We start from the raw sequence: 16,992 nt of genomic DNA on the forward strand, positions 1-16,992 counted from the left end.
TTATCGATAATAATTCTCATTAATACTAATGGATGATGAGTATTGTTGCGATAGGGGAAAGCTATTGATGATGGTTTTTGGTGAAAGATATACAAAAAAGGTTGACCATGATGGCCAACCTTTGGATTCAAAGTGAGAAGTGTTAGTTCTTCTCTTTCACTGAGGTTTAAAGTGCAGCGATCGTTGTCTTCTGCTCTTCTAGCTTAGCTAGTGTCTCTTTGTAGCCTTCAAGCTTCTCACGCTCTTTAGCAACAACCGCTTCAGGTGCTTTCGCTACAAAGCCTTCGTTGCCCAGTTTGCCTTCGATACGCTTGATTTCGCCGTGCGTCTTCTTGATTTCGCCATCTAGACGAGCAAGCTCTGCATCTTTGTCGATCAAACCCGCCATTGGGATCATCAGCTCAGACTTGCCAACCAGTGCCGTTGCACACGCTGGGGTTTCTTCGCCAGCTTCAAGCACGCGTACTGTTTCTAGCTTCGCTAGAGACATCAATACTTGTTTGCTTGCTTCTAGACGAGAGGCGTCTTTCTCATTCGCTGCTTTCAGCATAACGTCTAGAGGCTTGCCTGGGTTGATGTCGTACTCAGCACGTAGGTTGCGGATGCTAGTGATGAACGCTTTCACCCACTCGATGTCGTCTAGCGCTTCTTGGTGGAAGTTCGCTTCGTCAAACTGAGGCAGAGTTTGTAGCATGATTGTCTCGCCCTCAACACCGTCAACTAGTGGCTTGATGCTTTGCCAGATAGTTTCTGTGATGTAAGGAATCACTGGGTGAGCCAGACGTAGCGTCTTCTCAAGTACCGTGATTAGGGTACGGCGAGTACCACGTTGTTGCGCTTCAGTACCTTTCCATAGAACGGGTTTAGTTAGCTCTAGGTACCAGTCACAGAATTGGTTCCAGATGAATTCGTAAAGTGTGTTTGCAGCCATATCTAGACGGAAGTTGTCGATATGGTTGTTGAACGCTTTCGCTGCGAGTTCAAACTGAGACTCGATCCACTTGTCTGCTAGTGAGTACTCGATCTCACCTTCACTAAAACCACAATCTTGCTCTTCTGTGTTCATCATTACGTAACGGCTTGCGTTCCATAGTTTGTTACAGAAGTTACGGTAACCTTCAAGACGCTTCATATCCCAGTTGATATCGCGACCTGTTGATGCCATTGCTGCAAGGGTGAAACGCAGTGCGTCTGTACCGTATGCTTCGATACCGTTTTCAAACGTCTTACGCGTGTTCTTCTCGATCTTCTTCGCTAGCTGAGGCTGCATCATGTTGCCACAACGCTTCTCTACTAGAGACTCTAGGTCGATACCATCGATCATGTCGATTGGGTCAAGCACGTTACCTTTCGACTTCGACATCTTGTCGCCGTTTTCGTCACGGATTAGACCAGTAACGTAAACGGTCTTAAATGGTACTTGTGGTTTGCCGTTTTCGTCTTTCACGAAGTGCATGGTCATCATGATCATGCGCGCAACCCAGAAGAAGATGATGTCGAAACCAGTAACCAGTACGTCTGAAGGGTGGAAGACTTTCAGATCGTCAGTTTGCTCTGGCCAACCTTGAGTACCGAACGTCCATAACGCAGAAGAGAACCAGGTATCCAGTACGTCTTCGTCTTGGTGCAGTTCAATCACTGATTCTAGGTTGTTGTTGTTACGAACCTCTTCTTCAGTGCGACCTACGTAAACATTGCCTTGATTGTCATACCAAGCTGGGATGCGGTGCCCCCACCATAGCTGACGAGAGATACACCAGTCCTGAACGTCACGCATCCAAGAGAAGTACATGTTTTCGTATTGCTTAGGCACGAATTGGATGTCGCCGCTTTCCACTGCTTCAACTGCGGTTTTCGCTAGAGGCGCAGTACGTACGTACCACTGGTCAGTCAGCATGGGTTCGATAGCCACACCACCACGGTCGCCGTAAGGCACTTGTAGATCGTGATCTTTTACTTCTTCAAGCAGACCTAGCTCGTCGAATTCAGCAACGATCGCTTTACGTGCTGCGAAACGCTCCATGCCGTGGTATTTAGATGGAAGCTCTGTTGAGTAAACATCGCTTGCTTCGCCGTTGGTATTGAACACTTCTGCTGCGTCGCGGATGTTCGCGTCGAAAGTCAGAATGTTGATCATTGGTAGCTGGTGGCGCTTACCGACTTCGTAGTCGTTGAAGTCGTGCGCAGGTGTGATTTTCACACAGCCAGTCCCTTTTTCCATATCGGCGTGCTCATCGCCCACGATTGGGATGCGACGATCAACAATAGGAAGGAGGATTTCTTTACCGATAAGATCTTTGTAACGTGGATCTTCTGGGTTAACCGCAACACCCGTATCGCCGAGCATGGTTTCTGGACGAGTCGTTGCAACAACGATGTAGCCTTTACCATCAGCCGTCGTTGCGCCGTCTGCTAGCGGGTAGCGGAAGTGCCACATGTGGCCTTTAGTGTCTTTGTTTTCTACTTCTAGATCTGAAATCGCCGTGTGCAGCTTTGGATCCCAGTTAACCAGACGCTTACCGCGGTAGATTAGGTCGTCTTCGTATAGACGTACGAAGACTTCTTGAACGGCGTTAGAGAGACCATCGTCCATGGTAAAGCGTTCACGATCCCAGTCTACCGATGCGCCAAGACGACGTAGCTGCTTAGTGATGGTGCCGCCAGACTCGCCTTTCCATTCCCAGATTTTGTCGATGAAAGCATCACGACCGTAATCGTGCTTAGTTTTGCCTTCGTCTGCCGCGATTTTGCGTTCTACAACCATCTGAGTGGCGATACCAGCGTGGTCAGTACCTACTTGCCAAAGAGTATTTTTACCCTTCATACGTTCACAACGGATAAGCGTATCCATGATCGTATCTTGGAACGCGTGGCCCATGTGTAGGCTACCAGTGACGTTCGGTGGCGGGATCATGATGCTGTATGATTCTTTAGTAGTGTCACCGTGTGGCTTAAAGTAGCCTTTCTCTTCCCAAGTCTGATACAGAGCTTGTTCGATTGAAGTTGGGTTGTATGTCTTTTCCATAGCGCTCTTTTAATGGATACGTTGATGGTTGAATCTTAGTCAATCTTTATAAGTGAGGGATCTTAATAAGATCGCCTTAACTATAAGGATTGACCATTAAGGAGAATGAATTTCGATCGTTTGCAGCTGATAACCAGCTTGACGGTAAATTTTATATCTTTCTCTTGCGAGTTGTTTAGCTTTTTCTTCGCAGGGCACGAAGTCTACCACCTCTGTAAACTTGTTCGCAAAGGTTGTCTCATTTTCCGCCAAATTAATTACCAATTGACGATTCCAAGTTGGCTTTACACCGTTATGGCCGATTTCTATGTTAGTGGCGTATTTCGGTCCTTCGCCTACGAGGTTATGTGCCATGAACTTATCTGCATCAATTTGCCAGAAGGCTTCCGCCAGTTGCTCTGCATGGGTTTTGTCGTGACAGTTCAGATAGACTTTAGCGCCTTGACGGGCAAAGTGCTGAGCTAAAAACACGATGTACTTTTCAAAGCCTGCGGTTTGGGCTTGCGGACTGTCTTCTTTGATGATGTAGAAGGTCGCTGTTTGCATCATTTTCTCATTTGCCTCGGTCTCGTCCTAAGACCATTTTACCCCTCATTCTTGCTCAAGAATATCGGGACAATAAAAAAGGGCCTTGCGGCCCTTTTAGATGTTGTTCAGAAATTATTCTTCTGTCTCTTGCCCACTACGGTTTAAAAGGAATTGGACAAGCATTGAGACAGGACGGCCCGTTGAGCCTTTCGCTGCGCCTGACTTCCACGCCGTTCCGGCGATATCGATGTGAGCCCAGTTGTATTTTTTAGCAAACTTAGACAGGAAGCAACCCGCAGTGATAGTACCAGCAGGACGGCCACCAATGTTTGCCATATCCGCAAATGGGCTCTTCAACTGCTCGTGGTACTCGTCTGCCATTGGTAGACGCCATGCACGGTCACTTGCTTGCTCAGAAGCGTTTACTAGTTCGTGAGACAGAGGGTTGTGGTTAGAGATCACGCCACTAATGTGGTGGCCTAGCGCAATCACACAGGCACCAGTTAGCGTTGCAACGTCTACCACGCAGTCTGGTTCGAAACGCTCAACGTAAGTCAGTGCGTCACACAGAACCAAACGGCCTTCTGCATCCGTGTTTAGGACTTCTACTGTTTGACCTGACATTGTCGTTAGGATATCACCCGGACGGTAAGCATTGCTGCCAGGCATGTTTTCACAACCTGCGAGAATACCAACCACGTTGATCGGCAAGTTTAGCTTCGCCAGTGCTTTCATTGCACCGAATACAGACGCTGCACCACACATGTCGTACTTCATCTCATCCATACCTTCACCCGGTTTTAGAGAGATACCGCCAGAATCGAACGTTAGACCTTTACCCACTAGCACGATAGGTTTTGCCCCTGAGTCAGGGTTGCCTTTGTATTCGATGATAGACATCATTGATTCGTTCTTTGAACCACGACCTACCGCGAGGTAAGACGTCATGCCCAGTTTTTCCATCTCTTGCTCACCAATGATCTTGGTGGTTACGGTTTCGTAATCGTCGGCAAGACGACGAGCTTGAGAGGCTAGGTATGCTGGGTTGGCGACGTTGGGTGGCATGTTGCCAAGGTCTTTAGATGCGTTCACACCAGAAGAAATCGCGAGACCGTGGGTGATGGCTTTCTCACCCAAGTTGAGTTCACGACGCGTCGGCACATTGAAAACAAGTTTGCGCAGTGGGCGGCGAGTCTCCGGCTTAATGCTCTTAAATTGATTAAATGTGTATAGACCATCTTTGGTCGCTTCTACTGCCTGACGCACTTTCCAGTAAGTATCACGGCCCTTAACGTGAAGCTCTGTCAAGAAACATACCGCTTCCATCGAGCCTGTCTCGTTAAGTGTGCTGATCGTCTTTTGAATGATTTCCTTGTACTGGCGTTCGCCAAGCTCACGTTCTTTGCCGCAGCCGACAAGTAAAACACGCTCTGACAAAACACCTGGCACTTGATGCAGTAGCAGCATCTGACCCGGTTTACCCTCTAGATCACCACGGCGAAGTAGTGAACTGATGTAGCCGTCACTGATTTTATCAAGTTGCTCGGCTACTGGAGAAAGGCGACGTGGTTCAAACACACCAACAACGATACATGCGCTACGTTGTTTCTCTGGACTGCCACTTTTTACACTGAACTCCATGCGTACTCCTACATCCTGAAGACAAATTGCTCTAAATGTTAGATAATGATCGCTTACTTGTTGAAGTTTAGCTCCAAGCTTACATGCAGAGCTGATTAAGCGACTAACATCTAGTTTATAATTTTTTTAAAAATAAATGGTTCAACGGGAAACTATAGTGATTCGACTAAAAAAACAAGTTTTGTATAGGTAATTTCAGCGTGATTATTGTTAGATATTTGATCCGCGAAACACTCAAGAGCCAATTTGCGATATTTTTCGTACTTTTTTTGGTGTTTGTAAGCCAGAAATTCATCAGTGTTCTTGCTGATGCTTCTGACGGGGATATTCCTGCTGGATTGATTTTCTCGATTGTTGGTTTGAATATGCCGGCAATGGGATTATTGATGCTACCTTTGAGTCTGTATATCGGCATATTGATCACGTTTGGTCGCCTGTATGCAGAGAGTGAAATCGTTGTAATGAACGCGACAGGGATTGGTAACAAGTTCTTGGTACAAGCTGCCTTGTATTTAGCGCTGATTACCTCTGTTGTGGCGGCATTTAATGCATTATGGCTATCGCCTTGGTCACAAGATCGTGTTGAGCATCTTTACGAACAAGTGGCGGCTGAAAACAGCGTTGACTTGTTGAAAAAAGGTCAATTCCAAGGTACGCCTGATGGCTCATCGGTTGTGTTCATTGATGACATTAAAGACAATACGTTAAGTAATGTGTTCGTTGCTCAAATGCGTCCACGTGACTCGGTGCTTCCGAGCGTGATGTTCTCATCTTCTGGTGAAGTAAAAGAGTTGTCTGACGGACGCCAGATCATCACGATGAAAGAGGGGACGCGCTATGAAGGCGTGCCAACTCGCGTTGAATATATGATCACTCAATTTGATGAGTATAAAGGCGTGATTGGTCAGCGTGAGGTTAAGCAGAAAGGCCGTGACTGGGAAGCGTATCCTACCGCCGATTTGATTGGTCACCCAGGCCCAGAAGCACAAGCAGAATTGCAATGGCGGATCTCGCTGTTTGTGTGCATTCCCCTCTTGACTATGTTGGTGATTCCATTGTCAGCGGTGAACCCGCGTCAAGGACGATTTGCCAAAATTGGCCCTGCGATTCTGATCTATTTGGCATATTTCTTAGCCATTAGTGCGACGAAATCCGCGTTGGAAGATGGTGATCTCCCCGCGGAAATTGGTATGTGGCCTATCAATGCCATATTACTGGTGGTCGCTATCATGGCGAATATGATGGACAGTGTTTTTGCACGACGATTAAAAGACAAATTCCGTAAGAAGAGGCTAGCGTAAGCTGTGTTCAAAATCTTAGATCTTTACATCGGTAGAACCATCATTTCTACCACCGCATTGGTTTTGGCGACATTTGTTGGCTTGTCGGGCATCATCAAATATGTTGAGCAGCTGCGCAAAGTTGGGCGGGGCGTTTACGACCTGACTCACGCATTATATTTTGTGTTGTTGAGTGTCCCACGTGATATCGAAATGTTCTTTCCAATGGCAGCCTTACTGGGCGCCCTGATTGGTTTAGGCATGTTGGCATCAAGCTCAGAGCTGGTGGTCATGCAGGCGGCAGGCTTCTCGAAACTAGATATTGGCCTATCCGTACTAAAAACGGCAGTACCGCTGATGCTGATCGTGATGACGCTCGGTCAGTGGGGGGCACCAGAAGCACAAAAAATGGCTCGTGATTTACGTTCTTTTGCGATCTCTGGTGGGAGCATTGTGTCAGTGCGATCAGGCGTTTGGGCGAGGGATGCGAACGATTTTATCTTCATCGGTAAAGTCGAAGATGACAAGCTGTACGCCCTAAACATGTGGCGTTTCGATGACGATAAAAATCTACAAAAAGTGATTTTTTCGGAAGAGGTAGACTACCAGCAAGGCAACAACTGGCTGATGCGCAATGTACAAGTCACGAATATGCAAAATGAAAACGTGATTTCCAAACAAGACCTCGAACAAATGGAATGGCATACGTCACTGGCACCGGACAAACTTGCCGTAGTCACGGTGAAGCCAGAAGAGCTCTCGCTCAGTGGACTGTATGATTACGTAACGTACCTCAAGGAATCTGAGCAAGATGCTTCACGCTATGAGCTGGCATTTTGGCGTAAGCTTACTCAGCCACTTTCTATTGCTGTGATGATGTTGATGGCACTATCGTTTGTGTTTGGTCCGCTACGGAGTGTCACCATGGGGGCGAGGGTATTGTCGGGCGTGGTTGCAGGGTTTACTTTTTATATATCCAGTGAGTTCTTTGGCCCGTTAAGTTTGGTGTATGGAATATCCCCTGTATTTGGAGCTTTGGCGCCGAGTCTCGTATTCTTAGCCATCGCGGTAGCACTGCTGAGAAGAAAGCTATAAACCAAACAAGGAAGGCGCAATGCCTTCCTTTTGGTATTCATGGGCGGCTATTGCGCTTTAGTTAATACCACCACTTTTGTTTTAGCCCAAATATCATGGAAGCCGCGCTTCTGTGGATCAATGGGCACAGTGAGGTTCGCCAAGCCAAAGCCAGAAGTTGCAATACGGATTAAGGCCTGTGTGACCGTAATTGGTGCGTCATCTTTTGCATTACGAACTTGAAGCTTCCAAGCGCGCATACCGAGGGTCTGTCCTGCGCGTGTCCAGAAAAACACAAAGAAGAAAATCCACACAGCCGCGAGGTAAAGCGTAAATAGAGGGCTCAATACGGGGTGCTTTCCTAGCATATCTGCGGCATCCACATATTGGCCATAACTCAATAACCCAGCCGCATTCAGTGCAAATACAACAGCCATGACAATGCCAGCAGCCATCATTTCAATCGCGATAATAATCAATGTGTCATAGACCAAAGCTGCAAGTCGACGAAAGAGACCCGCAGTTTGAAGAGTTGTAGATGTTGTCATGATTCCATCACTTACCTTAAAAATTGTGCGTCAGAATATAGACTACCTCACTATGTGGGAAGAGACCTAACGCACAGAGTGCTTATTTCTGTTGAAATCCGGATGATAATTTGCCGCAGATGCGCATCTAAATGCGCTTTATACTTAAAGAATTACGATAGTAGAGTGTGAGCTCATAAGTGTTACGCTACTCAACATCAAAGCTTGTATGCGTTAATGAAGGTGAAGAAAAAGAGAGGTAAAAATGATCGTAATTACAGGCGCAAGCCGCGGCTTAGGAGCTGAACTTGCAAAACGTTATGATACTGAAGGTAAGCCAACGTATATTACAGGGAGAGATACAGATAAACTTTCTGCGCTTGCCAATGCACTGCCTAATAATATGGGGTATCAATCCTGTGACCTTGCATCGCATAAAGAGGTGGAACTCTTATTTGATGGTGTAACACATCCCCCTAAAATGGTGATTCATAGCGCCGGAAGTGGCTATTTTGGGCTGTTGGAAGAGCAGGAGCCTGAAGAGATTCAAAAGCTGCTTGATAATAACCTGAATTCTGCGATTTATGTATTGAGAGAGTTAGTAAAGCGCTATAAAGATCACCCAGTTAATGTCGTTATGATCATGTCGACTGCCGCTCAACAACCAAAAGCGCAAGAGTCTACTTATTGTGCAGTGAAGTGGGCGATTAAAGGCTTGGTTGAGTCGGTTCGTTTGGAGCTGAAGGGGAAACCGATGAAAATTATCGCAGTTTATCCGGGTGGAATGGCGACAGAGTTCTGGAAAACCAGCGGTAAGACTTTGGATACCTCCGGTTTTATGCAAGCCAAAGATGCCGCAGAGATGATCCACAATGCCTTGTCGAGTATTGGCAATGGTTATATTTCTGATATTACAGTAAATAGGTTGTAAGCTTGGCTAGGAAGCGAAATTCTGGTTCTGTACTTTTGGAGTAATGATGCGATGCTCTCGACTAATGCTACTGGTCACGTTTTATGGCTAAATTATCAGCAAACGATAGTTATTTAAGACTTTTCTGCTTGCGCAGGTAAAATGCTTCCGTATAATGCCAATCATCGAAGGGCAAAGCCCCAAGATGCCGGTGTGGTGAAATTGGTATACACGACGGATTCAAAATCCGTTGCCTTCGGGCGTGGCGGTTCAAGTCCGCCCACCGGTACCATACATAGAAAGGTCGCTTTTATAGCGGCCTTTCGTCGTTTTAGGTGTTTGAAAATGTTCGATTTTTCAAGTGCTTATCTCAAAACTTCTTTCCTGCTATTGCCTCTTTTTTCGCTCCAATAGGCTCTCTTTATCCGCCTTAAAATTTCTCCCATGGTTCATATATGGTTCATCGCATGACGATTCTGTGCGCAAGGGAATCCTAGTAAATCCAACAAATGCAAAAAGCAGCCGTCGCACAAGCCAGTATTACGAATGGCTTCGAGCGAGAAGAACCATGGTACGACCATGGTGACTTTACGGTGCTATGCGGTTTTGGTTTTGCCCTTATGGAACAACTGATCGTTTCGATGGATAGTCGAAAAGCCAGTTTGAGTTAGGCGGTTTTGCGGTGTGTGTGGTAAGTGCGTTGGGGATATGATAAATGGTTGTCACTTGCGGGGTTAATGACAAAGTGATCTGGCTTGGAAATGCCCCTTTATGAGTTACAACCCAAAGTTCAAACAATGATGTTCAGGTAACTTTGATATACAAAAAGTAATGAACAGCAAAAGATAAGAGTTGACTCTATTTGTTCACACTATTCGGTTAGCATGAGCTTTGCTTTAAGAAACGTAAGTTTGATGTCATCAGTTTTGGTGAACTTGAACTTACCGTCAGTAGAAGCGTTAAACCTTTCAAAATAGTATTCGAGTAGCGGATCGGATCTGCCACCGTGAACCCAAGTGTAGAACTTACCAAGTTCATAACGTAACTCTTTATCAAGGTCAGATCTTATTCTCAGTTCACTATCGTTTGCTAGGTCAACGATGTTCATTTCTTGAAGATTCGTCTTAATCTCTTCAATCAAAGGTAGGAGGGATTCTTTATACTTATCAGCCAATAGCACAAGGTCAGCGTCAGTTACTTCCGCTTCAAAAATCATAATCAGGTCGTCAATCTCACTGTTATAGTAATCGTTATCTAATCGTTTTTCTGACTCAGTACGAAGAACATAGAGTTGTTCTAAAGGATCTGATTTAGTCTCAATCTTTTCTTTTGAAAGTTTGTTTTGATACTCAACAAACAGCGTTTCAATCCTATCAGCAATAACATCAAGATACTCATATCGAATTCTGAGGAATTCCAACAGCTCATTAATATTGAGGTTTAACGTTAAGTCTTCTTTACCCACATCTCGACTGTACAAGTGAACACTCAAATCGCCTGTTTTGAAATGACTTGGAAATGGCCAACTTGCGAAACGCTTTGAATTTTCTTGATTCAGGTTTACGGGGTGAGCACCGAAACACGCCCTGATAGTTTTAAAGTAATTATTATCATCTTCATTAGCGAAGAGGCGATCTTTGAAGCATTTCTTTTCACCATAAAACGGATCTTTCTTACCAGTCATAAACACTCGATGTAGTTGTTTTATTGACTCGAAAATGAGGTCTATTGAAGAGATCAGAGAGTAGACCTGCATACATCTACTATCTATGTTCTTGTCAAACTCAGGCGCATTTTCTAAGTGCCGAACAGAGACAGAGATCCAATCCATAGCAGAGCAAACGAGGTTAAAAAGATTCTTACCACCTTTATCTTTGTATATTTGATATACAAAGCTAGAGTTTGAGTTAACTAAGTCTCGAAAATCACTGATTTTATCGTCACTAACAACGTTTCTCATCCTCTAATCGCCTTCTAACTAATTGAAAATATTATGAAGAATGGCAAAGATGATAGTGATAATTCTTCAATTCTTCAACTTCTGCATTGATTTGAAGTGTAGTGATACGCTGAGTTTAGTCACTTAGTTAGATTTGAGCGATGACGACCTCTCGCCTGTTGTTTTGCCAGAAATTATCCGAAGACAAATAGAAGAACTGAACCTCGACGTAGCTTTTGTCCTAGGACGTGCTGAAGCTGATCTCGGCAAATTTGGAACTGGGCAAACACGCCTTTGCCCCAAAACTTCTCATATTCTGTAAAGGGAACGCCTGAGTGTTAAATTGCATCCAGAACTGATCCACTTCACCCCCTGATTTGCACCGAAAACTGATCCACATCATCTAACCTAAATCCTGCTGAGTCTTAGCAGGAGAATATGGAGTGATTGACGTGTCATTATTAAGTGTTATTCGTCGTTGGCATTTCCGCGAAGGAATGTCGCAAAGAGAAATAGCCAGACGTACTGGACTATCCCGAAATACCGTTAAACGTTATTTGAAAGATCAAACTATCGAACCTGTTTATCCAAAGCGGCATTTATTGAGTAAACTAGACGAGTTTAAAGAATTACTGACTTCTTGGCTAAAACGAGAAATGAAGCGACCGAGAAAGCAGCGCAAAACGGTCAAAAACCTTTTTCAAGACCTCGTTCCGCTAGGCTATAGCGGCTCGTATGACAGAGTCGCTTCATTTGCACGTAAATGGCGCGAAGAACAAAAACTCGATGCGTCTAAACGAACGTATATGCCGCTAGAGTTTGCCCCTGGTGAAGCCTTTCAGTTTGATTGGGGCGAAAATTGGGCCTATATCAATGGCCATAAAACCAAGCTACAGGTCGCTCACTTCAAACTCAGTCATAGCCGCGCATTCCTCCTTCGAGCCTATTATTCTCAAAGTCATGAAATGTTATTTGATGCCCATAACCATGCCTTTCGCGTGTTCCAAGGCGTTCCAGAACGGGGGATCTACGATAATATGAAAACTGCGGTTGATGCGGTCAAAAATGGCAAAGATCGAGTAGTGAATCGTCGCTTTTTAACAATGGTTAGTCACTACTTGTTTGAAGCCGACTTCTGCAACCCAGCCGCAGGTTGGGAAAAGGGGCAGATCGAGAAGAACGTGCGGGATGTGCGTTCTATCATCTGGCAGCGCGCTCCTAAGGTGAAAACCTTAGAAGAGCTTAATCAATGGCTTGAAGCCCAATGTTTACGGGACTGGCAGTCACGTAGACACCCTCAATATCGTGATATGACCATAGAGCAAACGTGGCTAAGTGAGCGCTCCCAATTAATGAAAGTCACAGCGCCGTTTGATGGTTTTATCGAGCAAAGCAAGCGAGTCTCCTCTACCTGTTTGGTGAACTTCGACAGAAATAAATACTCCGTGCCTGCAAGTTACGCAAACCGACGAGTGAGTCTGCACGCCTACCCCGATAGTATTGTTTTGGTGGCAGAAGGTCAGCCCATAGCAGAGCACCAAAGAGTCTTTAATCCTAAACATGAGCCGCCACACATTGTTTATAACTGGCGACATTACCTGTTGGTTGCGCAACGTAAACCAGGCTCTCTGCGTAATGGCGCACCGTTTCACTTGCTCCCTGAGAGCTTTAAGCACCTGCAATCAATATTATTACAGCGTCTTGGCGGCGATAAGGAAATGGTCGAAATCTTGTCATTGGTTATTCATCACGATGAAAAGCTGGTAGAGCAAGCCATTAATATGGCACTGGAAGCAGGCACACCATCAAAACAACACGTCATAAACTGTTTAAGCCGCTTACTCAATCCTTCTCCAGTTGTACCCGTCCCCGTCTCTCAAGGGTTGCGACTGGTTACCGAGCCAACCAGTGATACGTCGCGATATGACGAATTAAGAGGAAAACGTCATGCACAATGAAGCGTTATTAAGCACATTAAAGGCACTCAAGCTTCACGGCATGGTTAGCAGTATTGTTGAACTTGCCTCTCAAAACTCTCCTGCTTATCAACAAGCTCAACCCATCCTTGAAACCTTGTTAAAAGCAGAGATAGCAGACCGTGAAGTGCGCAGTATCGCTTACCAAATGAAAGCGGCAAAGTTCCCAGTCTATCGAGACCTATACGGTTTTGACTTTAGCGAGAGTACAGTCGATGAGTATCTAATACGAGGTCTGCATCGCTGTGAGTTTATCAAAGACAGCCAAAACATCGTGCTTGTTGGTGGTCCAGGCACAGGGAAAACGCACTTAGCGACGGCGTTGGGCGTACAAGCCATACAACACCATCAAATGCGGGTCAGGTTCCTATCGACCATAGAACTCGTCAATACGCTAGAGCAGGAGAAGCAAGCGGGTCATGTGGGCCGCCTCGCTAATCGATTAGTGAGCTGCGACTTAGTCATACTAGATGAACTTGGGTATGTCCCTTTTAGCCAAGCGGGTGGGACATTGCTGTTCCATTTACTCAGTAAACTCTACGAGCGTACGAGTATCGTCATTACCACCAATCTCAACTTCACAGAATGGTCGAAAGTGTTTGGTGATGCAAAGATGACAACGGCATTGCTGGATAGGCTGACTCATCATTGTCACATCATTGAAACGGGTAACGACAGCTATCGTTTTAAGGAATCAAAAAAGAAGTCGAAGGAGAAAACCAAATAGAAACTAACGTAAAAATGTAGTCTAGAATAGACTTACTTAGGTGGATCACTTTTCAGTGCAAATGGTGGATCAGATTTAAGTGCAAATTAACATCCAAACTTTAAATTCAAAGCTAAGAACCCCGGTGATACAGAACCTACGCCGCCGGGTGTGATAAGCATTGGCGGTTTGAAAGAGCCAAGCACAAAGCGTACTAAGCAAATCGTTGAAACAGACTTGGATGATATAAAAGCATCAATTCTTCAAGATGATAACATCGTCAAAGCATCTGCCGCTGGTCATGATCCTGAGGTTATCAATACGGTACTGATTCCGAAATTAATTGAGAAGAAGTATCCCGATTTGACCAATGAAGAAGTAGAGGAAATACGTCAGCGAGTCGTTGTTGATTCAGCTATTTCTACCTCTGACATCAAAGAAGAAGGTGGCAAAAAATTCGTAAGAATGGCAGATAAGTTCATCAATATCGAAGAATTACACATTGACCTTATCGATCAGGTTAACCCGTTCCAGAAAGCATTTGAGATACTATCTAAATCAGTTAACACTGACACTCTAAAGCTCATTCAAGAGTCAATTGAATCAACACGAATGCAAATGACCAAAGAAGAAGCTATTGCGCTTTGGCCTAAAGTTCAAGAGTTTGTAAAAGCCAACGGTGGTCGCCACCCAGATATTAACTCTAGGAACGGGCGAGAGCGTGAACTAGCGCAGTGTATTATATACCTTCGCCGACTTGCTCAAGAACAATCTGCAGCACAAGGAGCTTCGTAGATGGAAGATTGGCTAAAAGACATCATCTCTAGTGATAATATGGGTATTTTAAAGACAAAGCCCAAGTCATCTGCTCCTACAGCAGATGACCACCTATTGACTAAGTTTAAGCAAATCAATGACTTTTTTGATAAGCATGGCAGAGAGCCAAAAGCTAATCGAGGTAATCCAATTGAGCTTATGCGTAGTAAGAGCCTTGAGTCCATCCGCTCCAATGAACAGCACTGTCGAGCACTAGAAGCTCATGATATTCATAACTTACTACCACGCTTTGAAGAACCTAAAATAGAGTCGCTCGACGACGTTCTTGCGGATGACATTCTCGGCATTTTAGAGCAGCCCGAAGACAGTATTTTCAATCTCAAACACGTTAAGAAAACGCTAGATATGCCTAGCCGTGTAGCGAAACGTAAGAAATGTGAAGATTTTGAAAGATATGAACCCCTATTTCATCAGTGTCACCGTGATCTTAAAGCAGGAGAAAAGGAAGCGGTTCAATTTACTGGTGAGCAACAAATCCAGCAAGGCATGTTCTTCATCCTTCATGGTGTGACTTGTTACGTATCTGACATGGAGGAGAGGAAGAAGACCAACGGTAAGGTCAATGCACGTTTGCACCTGATCTTTGAGAATGGTACTGAATCTGACATGCTTCTTCGCTCGCTAGCGACAGAACTGTACAAAGATGAGACTGGTCGCCGCATCCTAGACAAGTCAGATAAAGCCCTAGATGAGTTGTTGAATATCACCCGAGATGACCAAAAATCAGGTTATATCTATATCTTGAAATCTCTAAGCTCAGAACCAGAAATTAGGGACGTAAATAACCTCTTCAAGATTGGCTATTCAACGACTCCAGTAAAGCAACGTATAGCTAACGCTGAGAACGAGCCAACATATCTTATGGCTCCAGTTCAACTTGTATCGGGGTTTGAATGTTACAACATGAAAGCAAATAAGTTTGAAGGGTTGCTACATACCTTCTTTGGCAATTCGTGTCTAGATGTGAAAGTGGCTGATCATAAAGGAATTGCTCATACTCCAAGAGAATGGTTTATTGCTCCATTACCTTGTATCAAACAAGCTATCCAAATGCTGATTACAGGAGATATTGTCAATTATCGCTTTGATACTGTTACTCAGAGCATTGTTGAGCGATGAATTAACAAGAGAGGGTCGGGGGGCTTTTTTGTAGGTTTAGTACTTTGAGCTTCTTCTGTGCTCAATATATGCTAAAAAGATCTAATGAAATCCTATTTCATGGTCCTTGATATCCAAAGAAATCCTCTTAAATGCAATTAATTACAAGAGCTTAAGAGGAATTCAAAATCCGTTGCCTTCGGGCGTGGCGGTTCAAGTCCGCCCACCGGTACCATACATAGAAAGGTCGCTTTTATAGCGGCCTTTCGTCGTTTTAGGCTTTTGAAAATATTCGACTTTTCAGGTGCTTACCTCAAAGTTGCTTTCCTGCTATCGCCTTTTTTCTTCCCAAAATTGCCTCCCTTTATCCGCCTTCAAATTTCTCCTATGGTTCATATATGCTTCATCGCATGACGATTCTGTGCGCAACGGAATCCTAGTAAAGCCAACAACCTCCGGTTTTAGCAAATTTGTAGAGCAGTATGCCAAGAGGACAGGCTCAGCAGCTTATCGTGAGATAGCGGTTAGTGATGGTAATGAATGTTTCTACGTGTGATAAAGCGAGTTAGAGAGGGAAGCATCCATTTTTATTTGTTGATGGGCTAATTGAATCAGCGCTTGGGTGGCTGCTGTTTGATAAACCCCTTTTCGCTGTAGCAATACCACCGTTCGTTGAAGAAATGAGGGCGCTATGGGGATCGCTTTTAACTCTTGATAATTCTCCGCGATACTAGCGGGGAGCAGAGTTGAAAGTTGTGTATGCCGTACTATCTCGATCACGGCACTTAGCGAGTTAGCTTCCATCTGTACCTGAGGATGTAATTGGTGTTCGCGGAAATATTGGTCTAAATGCACACGAGTAGCAAAGTCACGATTGAGAAGTACCAGCGACTGATCATTGAGAGACTTTAAGTTAATGGTGTTTTTTTTGGCCAGCGGATTATCCAGAGCGGCCACTAATGCCAGAGTTTCGACAAGTAATGGCTGAGAATCGATACCAGAAGATTGTACCGTTTCAAATGCAATCCCCACATCTTCAAGTAACTTTTCTTCCATTTTCTCCTGAGAAACTTCATCCACACTCAGGGTTATATGAGGGTACCGTTTGTGAAATGCTTTTATCAAAGGTCCGATGAAGTAAGTTGAGAAAGTGGGCGTTATCGCTATACGTAGGTTACCTCGACTTAGATCGGCGACGTCGTGAATTGCCCTGAGCCCCTCCTCTAAATCCTGCAATGAACGACGAGCATAACGTGCGTACACTTCGCCGGCATCCGTCAATCTGATCTTTCGACCTGAGCGATCAAACAGTACGACCCCTAAATTTTCTTCCAATTGCTTGATTTGTTGCGATAACGCTGGTTGTGAGACGTACATCGAGGCTGAGGCCTGTGTAAAGCTGCCGTGCTCTGCAACTGCAAGGAAGTATTTAATATGTCTTAAGATCATAT

14 protein-coding genes and 1 tRNA gene are annotated in these 16,992 nt (G+C 44.8%); 9 read left to right on the plus strand and 6 right to left on the minus strand.

Translation table 11 applies throughout. From position 1 onward, the window contains the following. Nucleotides 1-166: 166 nt before the first annotated feature. The 3 genes from ATG66_RS07515 to pepA all read right to left on the minus strand — a co-directional run bounded on the left by ATG66_RS07515 (nt 167) and on the right by pepA (nt 5,194). A complete protein-coding gene (locus ATG66_RS07515; protein WP_098414741.1) occupies nt 167-3,025 on the minus strand; it encodes a valine--tRNA ligase in 2,859 nt (952 codons plus the stop codon). Between the two features lie 96 nt (nt 3,026-3,121). Beyond that, nucleotides 3,122-3,571 carry a DNA polymerase III subunit chi gene (locus ATG66_RS07520; protein ID WP_098414742.1) on the minus strand — a complete coding sequence of 150 codons (450 nt, stop codon included), beginning with the start codon at nt 3,569-3,571 and terminating at the stop codon, nt 3,122-3,124. Nucleotides 3,572-3,685: 114 nt separating this feature from the next. Beyond that, nucleotides 3,686-5,194 carry a leucyl aminopeptidase gene (gene pepA / locus ATG66_RS07525; protein ID WP_098414743.1) on the minus strand — a complete coding sequence of 503 codons (1,509 nt, stop codon included), beginning with the start codon at nt 5,192-5,194 and terminating at the stop codon, nt 3,686-3,688. 200 nt (nt 5,195-5,394) lie between these two features. Here pepA and lptF point away from each other — a divergent pair, with 200 nt between their 5' ends. After that, nucleotides 5,395-6,495: an LPS export ABC transporter permease LptF gene (gene lptF / locus ATG66_RS07530; RefSeq protein ID WP_098414744.1), complete on the plus strand. Its 1,101-nt coding sequence runs from the start codon at nt 5,395-5,397 to the stop codon at nt 6,493-6,495. Nucleotides 6,496-6,498: 3 nt separating this feature from the next. After that, on the plus strand, nt 6,499-7,569 hold the full coding sequence (gene lptG / locus ATG66_RS07535) for an LPS export ABC transporter permease LptG (RefSeq protein WP_098414745.1): 1,071 nt from the start codon (nt 6,499-6,501) through the stop codon (nt 7,567-7,569). 47 nt (nt 7,570-7,616) lie between these two features. Here the strand turns inward: lptG and ATG66_RS07540 are convergent, their stop codons facing one another. Further along, complete coding sequence (locus tag ATG66_RS07540) at nt 7,617-8,096, minus strand: RDD family protein (RefSeq protein WP_098414746.1); 480 nt, start codon at nt 8,094-8,096, stop codon at nt 7,617-7,619. 244 nt (nt 8,097-8,340) lie between these two features. Here ATG66_RS07540 and ATG66_RS07545 point away from each other — a divergent pair, with 244 nt between their 5' ends. The 3 genes from ATG66_RS07545 to ATG66_RS20820 all read left to right on the plus strand — a co-directional run bounded on the left by ATG66_RS07545 (nt 8,341) and on the right by ATG66_RS20820 (nt 9,656). Then, nucleotides 8,341-9,006, plus strand: coding sequence for an SDR family NAD(P)-dependent oxidoreductase (locus tag ATG66_RS07545; protein ID WP_098414747.1), 666 nt, complete (start codon nt 8,341-8,343; stop codon nt 9,004-9,006). A gap of 186 nt (nt 9,007-9,192) precedes the next feature. After that, a tRNA-Leu gene (locus ATG66_RS07550) sits at nt 9,193-9,277 on the plus strand. Between the two features lie 217 nt (nt 9,278-9,494). After that, nucleotides 9,495-9,656, plus strand: coding sequence for a hypothetical protein (locus tag ATG66_RS20820; protein WP_179885613.1), 162 nt, complete (start codon nt 9,495-9,497; stop codon nt 9,654-9,656). Between the two features lie 200 nt (nt 9,657-9,856). On the opposite strand, the gene ATG66_RS07555 is transcribed toward ATG66_RS20820, so the two are convergent. Beyond that, nucleotides 9,857-10,945 carry a hypothetical protein gene (locus ATG66_RS07555; protein ID WP_098414748.1) on the minus strand — a complete coding sequence of 363 codons (1,089 nt, stop codon included), beginning with the start codon at nt 10,943-10,945 and terminating at the stop codon, nt 9,857-9,859. Nucleotides 10,946-11,367: 422 nt separating this feature from the next. Here ATG66_RS07555 and istA point away from each other — a divergent pair, with 422 nt between their 5' ends. The 4 genes from istA to ATG66_RS07575 all read left to right on the plus strand — a co-directional run bounded on the left by istA (nt 11,368) and on the right by ATG66_RS07575 (nt 15,562). Then, nucleotides 11,368-12,882, plus strand: a complete 1,515-nt coding sequence (gene istA / locus ATG66_RS07560) for an IS21 family transposase (RefSeq protein ID WP_143699677.1) — start codon at nt 11,368-11,370, stop codon at nt 12,880-12,882. Then, entirely contained in the window at nt 12,872-13,627 is a 756-nt protein-coding gene (gene istB / locus ATG66_RS07565; RefSeq protein WP_098413846.1) for an IS21-like element helper ATPase IstB, read from the plus strand. Before istA ends, istB begins: the two co-directional genes overlap by 11 nt. Nucleotides 13,628-13,795: 168 nt before the next feature. Beyond that, on the plus strand, nt 13,796-14,401 hold the full coding sequence (locus tag ATG66_RS07570) for a hypothetical protein (protein WP_179885621.1): 606 nt from the start codon (nt 13,796-13,798) through the stop codon (nt 14,399-14,401). Further along, complete coding sequence (locus ATG66_RS07575; RefSeq protein WP_098414749.1) at nt 14,402-15,562, plus strand: GIY-YIG nuclease family protein; 1,161 nt, start codon at nt 14,402-14,404, stop codon at nt 15,560-15,562. A gap of 525 nt (nt 15,563-16,087) precedes the next feature. Here the strand turns inward: ATG66_RS07575 and cynR are convergent. Further along, on the minus strand, nt 16,088-16,990 hold the full coding sequence (gene cynR, locus ATG66_RS07580; RefSeq protein WP_098414750.1) for a transcriptional regulator CynR: 903 nt from the start codon (nt 16,988-16,990) through the stop codon (nt 16,088-16,090). Nucleotides 16,991-16,992 lie beyond the last annotated feature (2 nt).

Source organism: Vibrio sp. ES.051 (assembly GCF_002563795.1).
GTDB lineage: Bacteria > Pseudomonadota > Gammaproteobacteria > Enterobacterales > Vibrionaceae > Vibrio.